This window comes from Parabacteroides sp. KHUB-02 (assembly GCF_056640955.1).
The window spans coordinates 3,342,902-3,354,232 of record NZ_JBWQEV010000001.1 but is presented as its reverse complement, the minus strand read 5'-3'; the positions used below and the strand labels follow the sequence as shown (position 1 = coordinate 3,354,232).

The 11,331-nt window shown below is 46.1% G+C and carries 9 protein-coding genes and 1 rRNA gene; 6 read left to right on the top strand and 4 right to left on the bottom strand.

Annotated elements, in window-relative coordinates; all coding sequences use genetic code 11:
* The first annotated feature begins 24 nt into the window (after positions 1-24).
* Positions 25-135 (top strand): 5S ribosomal RNA (rrf, locus tag ACYIA1_RS14625).
* Between the two features lie 85 nt (positions 136-220).
* On the opposite strand, the gene ACYIA1_RS14620 is transcribed toward rrf, so the two are convergent.
* The 3 genes from ACYIA1_RS14620 to ACYIA1_RS14610 form a co-directional block, all read right to left on the bottom strand.
* Positions 221-904 (bottom strand): DinB family protein, encoded by a 684-nt coding sequence (locus ACYIA1_RS14620; RefSeq protein ID WP_005866506.1) that lies wholly within the window; start codon positions 902-904, stop codon positions 221-223.
* An 8-nt stretch (positions 905-912) separates the two neighbouring features.
* Entirely contained in the window at positions 913-1,233 is a 321-nt protein-coding gene (locus ACYIA1_RS14615; RefSeq protein ID WP_005860908.1) for a YbjQ family protein, read from the bottom strand.
* Positions 1,234-1,327: 94 nt separating this feature from the next.
* Positions 1,328-3,586, bottom strand: coding sequence for a GH92 family glycosyl hydrolase (locus ACYIA1_RS14610; protein ID WP_217775724.1), 2,259 nt, complete (start codon positions 3,584-3,586; stop codon positions 1,328-1,330).
* A gap of 139 nt (positions 3,587-3,725) precedes the next feature.
* Here ACYIA1_RS14610 and ACYIA1_RS14605 point away from each other — a divergent pair, with 139 nt between their 5' ends.
* Genes ACYIA1_RS14605 through ACYIA1_RS14590 form a run of 4 tightly spaced genes read left to right on the top strand, consistent with a single transcriptional unit; the run spans position 3,726 to position 5,620 of the window.
* A complete protein-coding gene (locus ACYIA1_RS14605; RefSeq protein WP_044546140.1) occupies positions 3,726-3,983 on the top strand; it encodes an RNA polymerase sigma factor in 258 nt (85 codons plus the stop codon).
* 18 nt (positions 3,984-4,001) lie between these two features.
* Positions 4,002-4,664, top strand: coding sequence for a hypothetical protein (locus ACYIA1_RS14600; protein ID WP_034532144.1), 663 nt, complete (start codon positions 4,002-4,004; stop codon positions 4,662-4,664).
* Positions 4,665-4,718: 54 nt separating this feature from the next.
* A complete protein-coding gene (locus ACYIA1_RS14595; RefSeq protein ID WP_005860915.1) occupies positions 4,719-4,997 on the top strand; it encodes a LysO family transporter in 279 nt (92 codons plus the stop codon).
* A complete protein-coding gene (locus tag ACYIA1_RS14590; RefSeq protein WP_005866516.1) occupies positions 4,994-5,620 on the top strand; it encodes a LysO family transporter in 627 nt (208 codons plus the stop codon). The genes ACYIA1_RS14595 and ACYIA1_RS14590 overlap by 4 nt, the downstream gene beginning before the upstream one ends.
* A gap of 238 nt (positions 5,621-5,858) precedes the next feature.
* Here the strand turns inward: ACYIA1_RS14590 and ACYIA1_RS14585 are convergent, their stop codons facing one another.
* Positions 5,859-9,089, bottom strand: coding sequence for a S41 family peptidase (locus tag ACYIA1_RS14585; protein ID WP_480335650.1), 3,231 nt, complete (start codon positions 9,087-9,089; stop codon positions 5,859-5,861).
* 93 nt (positions 9,090-9,182) lie between these two features.
* On the opposite strand from ACYIA1_RS14585, the gene ACYIA1_RS14580 reads away from it, so the two are divergent.
* Entirely contained in the window at positions 9,183-11,249 is a 2,067-nt protein-coding gene (locus ACYIA1_RS14580) for a histidine kinase (protein WP_211738537.1), read from the top strand.
* Positions 11,250-11,331: the final 82 nt, after the last annotated feature.

Below are 11,331 nucleotides of genomic sequence, written 5' to 3'. Positions count from 1 at the left end.
CGGTCAAAATCTTGATAATGAAATTAAGGTGGCTATAGCACGAGGGATCCACCTCTTCCCATTCCGAACAGAGAAGTTAAGCCTCGTCACGCCGATGGTACTGCGTAACAGTGGAAGAGTAGGTAGCCGCCGTCTTGAGAAAGGCGAAAGCCGGAAGAGAGAGGAGTCAGTCCGAAAGGGTTGACTCCTTTTTTTGTTATATACACCAGCCGTTTAATTTTCAATGATGTCTGCCTCTTATTGCTAGCTTCCATTTACAACAGTCATTTAGATGTAACATGACATGTCTGGTAGGAGGCATTAATAAAATACCAGCTATATCTTTTTTAGCCCAGAAATCAAGCAACCAAATCGAATCTTCATGATTTGTGATACCACCTTCTTCTAATATCCGGCTTATCCTTTGAGTTGGGATTTTGCGACGTATATCATCGGGAGATAAGGTTCGGATGATTTCTCTGCTTTTTCGTCCTACTTCATTCCTGTATTCTAAGAGTTCTTGAATACGTAGACTTTTGCTTAGCTGAATAATCTGGTTATCAGATAAGGCATTTCCTGTGTCTCTGATAGGGGAATTCATTCGGGTTTGCCAGTCTTCATTGAAGATCTGCTTTTCCCCGTTAACTAATATATTCATGGTCAGATCCTCAATTCTGCTGATATGCCATAATACCCAAGCGATGGTTTCATCTTTCGCTGTAGGCATAATGGCATATTCATCCTCTCTTAAATCTCCGACTAGCTCATCGACCTCGTTTCTCTCATTACCAGACACCACAGAGAGGTGTAATTTTCCATGAATCTCAAGAAAGAGCTCCTTGGTTTGCTCTATTAATTCCGGTTTACGGATAATGCGGTTTAGTTCTTTATGTGATTCGCTTAATCCGGCTCCAAAGTATTTCATTTTGGGGATTATTGGTAGCGTACGGCTGTCCCGGCGGCGGTAACCATCAGCATGCTTCCGCTTCCTCCTACGGTCTCATAATCTAGATCTACGGCGATTACAGCGTTTGCGCCCATTCGTGCCGCATGATCGCTCATTTCTTTCAAGGCCGTTTCTTTCGCTTCGCGTAAGACACTCTCGTAAGAACCTGCACGTCCTCCGACAATATCCCGGATGCCTGCGAAGAAATCTTTGAATACATTCGCTCCGATGATCGTTTCACCGGATACGATTCCGAAGTACTGGGTAATTTCTTTTCCTTCGATCGTGTTAGTTGTTGTGAGTAACATAGCTTTTCAATTTAATCGTTTGAGGGCAAATATAAGATAAAGGGCGAACCTGTGTACTGATTCGCCCTTTGTTTTTATGTTTCTTTATATGAATTTATTTTACCGGTTGATCGGTCATGATAAACTCAAGCTTACCTCCATTTATGATATCGGAGTGGCTGATGAAAGGAGTCTCTAGGACTTTACCGTTTAGCTTGACTTCTTTAACGTATTTATTGGCGGGACTATTGTTGGTCGCCACGATCTCGAAAATACCGCCTTTTACGTGCATAGAAGCCTTATTTACCATCGGACGGCCCAATGTGTAAACCGGAATACCCGGACTTACCTGATAGAAACCTAGGGCGCTCATGACATACCAAGCAGACATCTGTCCGCAATCCTCATTACCGATGATACCATCCGGTTCATTCGTGTAGAAATTCTGCATGATATAATCTAAATACCCTTGCCCTTTCCATGGAGAATCTGTCCAGTTATAAAGATAGGCCATATGGTGGCTCGGCTCGTTTCCATGAGCGTATTGGCCGATCAATCCGGTAATATCTCCGGAGGCTTCCGCCCCGTCAATCTGGGAAGAGGTGGTGAACAGGGTGTCTAAACGTATTTCCAGCTCTTTCTTGCCACCGATAGCGGCGATGAAGTTATCCATATCATGTGGTGCGAAGAAACTCCATTGAAAGGCATTCCCTTCGGTATAGTCGCTTTTCATATGCGAAGAATAGCGAGGGTTGAATGGAGTACGGAAAGAACCGTCGCCCATTACCGGACGCATCATTTTCGTCTCGGGATCTAAATAGCGTTTGTAGTATTCGGCTTTCTTGGCATACTCATTCGCCAACTCTATATTACCTGCCTTCTTGGCGATTTGGGAGATACACCAATCCTCGTATGCCATCTCCAATCCCCACGATACGGATTCAGGAACAGAGTCGGCGGGGACGAAACCATATTTCTCCTTATAGTAAGGATGCATCGTGATCAGATCCAGCTCACGGGTTCCTTTGAACTTCTCGGCAAGATCCTCACGGTAAACGGAAGAACGTACGCCGGCTTCCGTCCACGTGCTCATATCACCTTCCGCTAAATCTTTCGCTACAAGGTCGGCGAGGACCGAGACGGCCGGATATCCTACCATACAACCTGTATAACTAGAGGCTAAAGGCCATTTGGGTAATATTCCACCTTCTTTATAACCTTGCACGAGTACCTTACCCCAATCAGTCGCTAAGTCCGGATTAATGATTGTCATTAACGGATGAAGCGCACGGAACGTATCCCATAAGGAGAATACGGAATAATTTACGTAACCCGGTTCGGCGGTATGCACTTTCTTGTCCATGCCCAGATAACGCCCGTCCACGTCTTGATAAGCGAAGGGGGCGATCATGGTATGGTAGAGCGCCGTATAGAAATTGACCATGACTTTCGGATCTGCCTCGATCTGGATCAAGTTTAACGCCTCGTTCCAAATATGCGTTGATTCCTCACGGGTCTTATCGAAATCCCATCCGGGCAATTCTGCCTCGAGATTCTTCTCGGCGCCTTCCGGATCGACTACGGATAAGGCTACTTTTACATAAAGCGGTTGTGCCTTTTCTGCGAATTTGTAATGGAACTTCAAATCTTCTGCCGTATTTAGGCGTAAGAACAAGGAGTCTTTACGTAATTTCCCTCCGATGTATTGGTATACGGTCTCGATCGGTTCCGAGAAAGTAATCCGATATGACATAGAATGGAAATGCGCCCAACCTTGTGTCTTCACGGTTCCTTCCACCGTGGAGTCGTTTACAAGTAAATATTGGTTACCGATCAGCTTATGTCCCCAGTTCGGTTGAAGGATATGCCCTAAGTCAAGCAGGACACGACGTTCTTTGGGATTGTCGTATGTATATTTGTGGAAACCTACACGATCCGTAGAAGTCAATTCCACGTTGATGCCAAAGTTATCCAAGCGTACGGCATAATACCCCGGTGTCGCTTTCTCAGTGTCTTTCTTGAAGGTAGCTACCGGTTTGATGGAATCTCCACCGGAGAAAGGTAATAAAGCTACGTCACCCAGATCACCGATACCCGTACCAGAAAGATGCGTGTGGCTGAACCCGTAGATATGGTCATCATCATAATGGTAACCGCTGCTCGCGTCCCATCCCAAGATATGGGTATCCGGGCTTAGTTGTACCATCGCGTACGGACGGGTAGCTCCGGGGAATGTGTGTCCATGGAACCCGGTTCCGATGAATGGGTCTACATACCTCACCTCATCTTGTAGTCGCGGCGACTCCGGCGCTTGCTTGCATCCTACCAGCAGGCAGGCAAGAGCGGCCTGAAAAAATAAGATCGTTCTTTTCACTGTTATTATTGATTTAGTTTGTAATAAGCGAATTATCAATCATCTGTCACAAAGATAATGGCTTTGGGGGAATATTGGAAATTTCCTTTTAAAATCTGCAACCTTTTTCGGGCTTGGCTCGTCTTATAGATAAAAAAGTATGGGAACAAACGAATTTACGACAAAGATATTGCCGCTGAAGAATAACCTTTTCCGGGTTGTTTTCCGGATTACCGGAGACGTGGAGAAGTCTGAGCAGATCGTTCAGGAAGCCCTGCTTAAGGTTTGGGAAGACCGGGATAGCTGGATTGTCATTGAGAACTTACCTTCCTATTGCATGATGGTAGCGCGTAATCTGGCATTGAGGGAAACGTATTCCGGAAATAAGGAAAGGATGGAGCGGTATGCGGTAAGGTAATCTGTTTATGGATCGTGTATGGACTATCAACGAATAAATAAGTTGCTGGATAAATATTGGGAATGCGCCACATCCGTGGAGGAAGAGCGGGAATTACGCCAGTTTTTCTCCTCAGCGGTGGTACCTCCCGACTTATTACCCTATAAGGCTTGGTTCGTATCTCATGAGGCCGAGGCATTACCCCCTTTGGGGAAAGAATTTGATGCTCGTATATTAGAACATATCTCGGAAGATCGAAAATTAATCACTACATTTGGAACGTTATTTAAATCTATTACTCATTTAATTCATAAGATTATGGGAACGAACATGAAGAAAGCCTTTACCACCCTTTTATGCCTTTTGTTTTGTATCACGATCTCGGCACAGGATAAAGCCGCAGATCTCAGTAAGCTCGTAGGCGATTGGTCCTTCTCTGCCCCCGACGCTCCGTATGGATATCAAGATGGAAGTTTTCAGATAAAGCAAGAGAACGGCAAGTTGACCGCTAAAGTGAATATACAAGGTAGTACCTTGGAGATAAATGATATCAAGGCGAAAGGAGATACCTATACCAGCTCTTTTTATGTGGATGGAACGCCTGTAGACTTAACTATGACCCAGAAAGGAAATAAGTTAGAGGGAATGGCCGACGCCGGAGGTATGCAGATTCCCGTGAAATTCAAGAAAACGAAGAAGTAACCGCTTTGTGGTACTGTGAGTTTCTGTTAACTTCGCGGCAAAAACTACAAAAGGATGTTTACAGTAATCGGAATCATGTTCTGCGGCATTGCCGTCGGGTATTTCTTTCGTAAAGTAGAATTGCTGCAAAAGATCGGTAAGCCTATTTCTTATACGATTCTTCTTCTTTTGTTCCTGCTGGGAATTTCGGTAGGGGCTAATGAGTCTATCGTGAATAATCTTACGACGTTGGGCGGGCAAGCCTTGTTGATTGCTTCGGCCGGTACGTTGGGTAGCGTCTTGGCGGCGTGGGGAGTTTATCATTTCTTTTTTAAGGAAAGGAGCCGGGGATGAAAGGGAGTTTGATCGTCGTGGGCTTCTTTGCCTTGGGGTGCTTGCTGGGATGGAGCGGTTATCTGCCCGGGGTCATTATCGAGAATGATATAACGGTTTATGTACTTTACCTCTTGATGTTTCAAGTAGGGATTAGCATAGGAAGCGATAAGAAACTGAAAGATATTTTATCGAGTATACGGCCGAAACTCTTATTGGTGCCTCTGGCTACTATTATCGGGACGTTGAGCTTCTCGGCCCTGATCAGCCTTGCTCTTACCAAATGGAGTGTGTTCGATTGTTTGGCGGTCGGAAGCGGTTTCGCCTATTATTCATTATCCTCCATCTTGATAACAGAGCTAAAAGAACCGACGCTGGGGGCGCAATTGGCGGCGGAGTTAGGAACGATCGCCTTGATCGCTAATATTATCCGTGAGATATTCGCCTTGCTGGGCGCTCCGTTGTTCGTTAGATATTTCGGAAGGCTATCTCCGATCTGCGCGGGAGGAGCTACTACGATGGATACGACATTGCCGATCATCACCCGTTATTGCGGAAAGGATTTGGTCTTTGTCTCTATCTTTCACGGGATCTTGGTGGACTTCACGGTTCCGTTTTTCGTATCTTTCTTCTGTTCGATGTGAGTGAAAGAGGCTTCCGAGATCTCGGAAACCACCTTGCAAGGTTGAAAAGTCATTTCCGAGGCCTCGGAAGGCATTTTACAAGGTTGAAAAGTCGTTTCTGAGGCCTCGGAAGGCATTTTACAAGGTTGAAAGGTCATTTCTAGGCCTCGGAAAGCATTTTACAAGGTTGAAAAGTCATTTCCGAGGCCTCGGAAGGCATTTTACAAGGTTGAAAAGTCATTTCCGAGGCCTAGAAAAGCTATTTTACAGTTTGCAGCATCACTTCTACCGCTCTTTTTAATTGCGTGTCCTCGCCGGAGAGCTGCGCCTCGGGAGTATTGTACACCTCGACATCCGGTTGCAATTGTTGGTTTTCCAGATAATTGCCTTGCATATCTTTCACGCCTACTTGCGGGATACCGAACACCAAGGTCGGATCGATTTGCGTTTCCCACCATACGGCTGTCATGGTTCCCGGAACCGGGGCGCCGATCAGCTTGCCGATACCTAAGGTCTTATAAACCCAAGGGAAACCATGAGCGTTCGAATAATTATCCTCGCACATCAAGACACAGGACGGTTTGGTCCACTTATTGTAAGGATCGCTACCGATGTATTGTCCGCGAGGCTCGAAGCGCTGATACTCCTTGCCGCTCAATAAGGTAGCCAGATCATCATGCAACCAGCCACCTCCGTTATGGCGGGTATCCACGATCACGGCTTTCTTATTCCGGCAACGGCCTAATAAGGCGGAATAGACCTCGCGGAAACTCTCGCTGTTCATACCTCTTACATGTACATATCCGATTTGCCCGTTCGATAATTTATCTACGGTTTCTTGGCAATTCTCGATCCATCTTTTATAAAGGAGGTTCGATTGCTCTCCGTTACTGATCGCTTTTACCTGTTCCTCGAAACGCTGTTTGCTGGTAGGATCATAGACAGAAAGCATTACTTTCTTACCGACTTTACCGCTTAGCAGTGGATAATAATCGGCGTCTTTCTTTATCGGTGTTCCGTCTATCTTCTCGATGATACAGCCTTTCTTTATCTGGCTGTCGGCCAATGTCAGCGGGCCCTTGGCGATGATTTCCTCGATCTTCAATCCGTCGCCCGTGTATGCGTTATCGAAGAAAGCGCCTAGGCTGGCGGTTTCCGGCCCGGTTAGTCCCGGATTGTAACGAGCGCCCGTATGGGAGCCGTTCAACTCGCCCAATAGCTCGGAAAGCATCTCTTGGAAATCAAAATTGTTGTTGATATGCGGAAGGAAACGGGCGTAAGCGGTCTCATACCCTTTCCAATCCATGCCCCGGAGTGTCGGATCATAGAACTTATCCAAGACTTGACGCCAAGCGTGGTGGAAGATATAAGCACGCTCCTCTGCCGGACGATAAGCGAACTCGGCCTTGAAAGCGATCGGTTTTTCCTTGCTATCCTTCAACTCTATCTTTTTCAGTTTACCGCCGGCGGTAAGATAAAGGTTCTCTACTTTCTTATCGGCGAATAGAGTGCCTCGACCGACATTCTTGAGCAGTAATTTAGTGGACTTTTCCTTCAAGTCGTGTTCCCATAAATCAAAGCCTTTCTCGAAAGCGGCGCAATAATATAGTTTATCTCCTTTCGGGGCGAGTACGGCGTCTCCCAATGAGGATGAATTAGCGGTCAGGCGAATAATCCGGTCCTTGCGGTTCTCCAAATCAAACTTCAAGGGGACTACAGGCTTATCCTTATCCTCTTTTTTCTTATCGGAATCTTTATCGGATGTCTTATCCTCGTCCTTATCTTTGTTTTCATCCGCTTCTACCAAGGCCAGTTCTTCTTTACTGAGGCGGAATTTATCGTAAGCCTCACCGTCGAAGAACATGATGTACACATCCCGCTCAGCACCCCAGCTACCGTGGCTGCGGAAACCGGCACGGTCGGAGGACCAGATCATGGCCTTACCGTCTAATACCCATTTCGCGTCGCCATCCGAATAACCGCTTTCCGTCAGGTTCGTTACCTCGCCGCTACCGTCCGCTTTCACGAGGGCGATATCCGTGTTGTTCCATCCTCCGACGGAGATGTAATCTACCAAGAACCATTTGCTGTCTGGCGACCATTGAAAATGCTGGTCTCCATCGCTATACGAATAGAGGTATTTCCCGTCCAATACGGTGCGGACCTGCTTGGTCTTTCGGTTGATAACACGTAAGGTGGTGCGGTTCTCAAGGAAAGCCACCTCGTTACCATCCGGAGAGTATAAGGGTTGGAACGAGGTTTGTCCGGAGACGACAAGAGGCTCCTCTTTCAATTCCGGGGCGTACGTGAATTGCTTATCTTCGTCACGTGTAAGTTTACTTTCGTAGATCCCCCATGTTCCTTCCCGTTCGGCGGAATATACCAATGAACGTCCGTCGGGGCTGAAATCTATATTGCGCTCTTGTTGCGGCGTGTTCGTGATTTGACGAGTCGTCTCGTATTCAATAGAAGTTACGTAAACATCGCCACGAGTGATAAACGCTACCTCTTTTCCATTCGGGGAGACGGCGATATCCGTAGCTCCATCGGTCAGAAGACGATGGATCACGTCGTTCTCGATCTTATCCGCGACGATCTGGATATTCACCTTGGCAGGTTTCTGGCCTTCCTTAACGGTATAGATCTCGCCGTCGTAACTATAGCATAGAGTCCCGGAATTATCGGAGGTAAGGAAACGCACGGGGTGGGTGGTATGCGTCGTGATTTGTTTCTCGTTGTTGCCTGCCAAATCCTTCTTGAAGATGTTAAAGCTTCCTTTCTCCTCGCTTAGGTAATAGAAAGACGCCCCATCCGCGGCCCATACAGGATTACGATCCTCACCGCCAAAAGTGGTTACTTTCTGGAAAGAGCGATCTTTTCCAAGCGTACATAACCAGATATCACGGGTGATAGAAGATTGATGATGCTTGCGCCAAGGGTCCTCGTAACCTTTGTAGTCATTGTATAATAATTTACTGCCATCTTTGCTGAGGGCTATATTTTCCATGTATAACGAAGAATATAAATCCGGCCTTCCTCCGTCCGTGCTTATCTCATAGACTTGCATAAAGCGGGTGCCGGGGAATTGGATATCCTTGGCGTCTTGCAATACGTTGGCCAGATACAAGATGTGTCCGTTATCTTTAAAGGTAGTGGGATATTCGTTTGTGGAGTGGGTGCTGAGCCGCTTGGGTTCCCCTCCCTCCTTGTTCATGAGAAATACATCGAAGTTGCCGCTACGGTTGGAGGCGAAGGCTATTCTCTGTCCGTCGGGCGACCAGACCGGACGGGTATCATGCGCCGGATGTGTTGTCAACTGCCGGGCTTTTCCTCCGGAAGAAGGGACCGTGTAGATATCCCCTTGGTAAGAAAACGCGATCGTCTGCCCGTCCGGGGAGATCGCACAGTAACGCATCCATAACGGACTGTCGTCTGCTTGCGCCGCCGCCGATAAAAATAACGCCAGCGCAGGAATCATCAAGTTTTTCATGTGTACTCTATTTTAGATTTACAAATGTAATCGATTTTCGATATTTATTAGGAGAAATAATTGCGTAGATTAAATTTTTAAATATTTTTGCATATGAACTTTAAAACCGCCAAGATGATGACGAAATATAGGGTGTGTATGACTTTTATGTCCATTTTATTATTGCTATTTCATTTTGTGTTTCTGTTTTCTTGTGGAAAGCTACCGGAAAAAACATTTGCTTTTTCTGATAACCTGCGGATTGACTCTTTGGAACATATGGCTATGGATTCGATTTACCGGAATCCTCGATATGCTCATTCCGCATTGGATGAAGCTTTAAGTCTAACTAAAGATAGCGATAAATATTATAAATTACTTGCGGTTAAAAGCCAGATTTATTTTGCAAATAGTGTATATGATTCCGGGTTTGTTTTACATCGGTCAATTATAGATTATTGCGACCGTGTACCGATGTCTCCCAAGATACATGGACTCTTAGGGACGTTGAAAAATACGGTTGGCAATTATTATTCATTTTTGGATAAAACGGATTCGGCCCTCCTTTGCTATTCCGAGGCGTATCAAGAGATCCGGCAGAGTGAGATGGAGCATAAAATCCCGGATATTTATATCAATATAGCGGATATATATACCCGGAAAGGAGCTTACGATCAGCGAGCCCGCTACTTTCGCCAAGCTCTTTTCGTGAGTGATTCATTGGGTATTATGGATCGGATGTCCTTTCCTATTTATTTTGGTTTGGGCGAGACGTATATGGAATTGAGGGACTTTGACTTATCCGATCACTTTTACCGTTTGGCGGAGAAAGAACTGGATTCTCGTAACTTGAGCGAGAAATTCACCTTTTGCAATAGCCGGGGAAATTACTATTATTACAAGGAAGAGTATGCGAAGGCGCTTCCTTGGTTCTTGAAAGCCCGTGAGGTGGTACGTCCTACTCATATGGATTTCTATACTAACGTATGCGAGATCAATTTAGGGGAGATCTATCTATGTCTGGATCAGTTGGATTCCGCTCGTTTTTATCTGGAAAAAGGGTTTAGGTACTTCCATACCTATAATAATAAGACAGCCTTGTACCATTTGACGACCTTGAAGGCTTCGCTAGCCTTAAAAGAGGGGAACTCCGGGCTGGCTTATCAATTGTTGAGGAGTTACACGGATACGGTAGGCATAGATCCCAAGATGGTAGCGATCCGTAATAAGAACTTGCAGAATTATTTCGCTACCACGGGCGATTTTAGGCGTGCCTATGAGTACCAAATGAAGAATAGCGTCATTGAGAACAATATTCGTAGCGAACGGACCCAGATGCGTGTCACCGAGATCGATATGCGTTATAGCCAAGATACGACTTTACTCAAGCGGGAGGCTATTATTAAACAACAGGCCGGCCGGATGGAATACTTGGAAATGAGCCGTTGGGTTTGGATCTTGCTTTTTGCGATCTTGTCGATCGTCAGCGGCATGGCTTATTACTTTATGAAACGTAAACGGCATGCCCAATGGTTAAGCCATATCGATCAGGTGACGAAGTTAAAGATGGAGAGTATTCGCAACCGTGTATCCCCTCATTTTATATTCAATATATTGAACCGGGAGATTAGCTCGGAGGAAGAAGGAAGTTCCCGCCGTACGCAACTTTCCGGATTGGTGGAGTTGTTACGTAGTAGTTTGGAGATCACGGAAAAGCTTAGTATCACGTTGGAGGAAGAATTACGCTTTGTCCGGACTTACTTGAATTTGCAGGCGCAAGGATTAGGGCCGGACTTCCGTCTGGAATGGAATCTCGATCCCTCCCTTGACACGGACGCAATCTATCTCCCGGCCATGCTGATCCAGATACCCGTAGAGAATGCCGTGAAACATGGCTTGTGTGCGATCGAGGGCGAGAAGCGATTATCTGTTTTCGTGGAGCGCGACGGGAAAGGCATCCATATCCGTATAGAGGATAATGGACCCGGGTATCGTCTGTTTACGAATGCGGGACATAACGGTACGGGGATGGGAACGAAAGTCCTTTACCGTACGATCCTATTGTTGAATAGGAGAAATAAAGAGAAGATCACATATTCGGTCCAAAGCAAGGAGAAGGGGATGGGGAGCGGAACAATCGTCAGTTTCTTTATTCCGTTGGATTTTAATTACGCTTTCTAGGTATCGTGAATGTACGAAAGTAATCCGGGCCGTTTCCTCCGGATAGTGGATGGAAGCGGCCCGGATCGAATTGAATCGAATC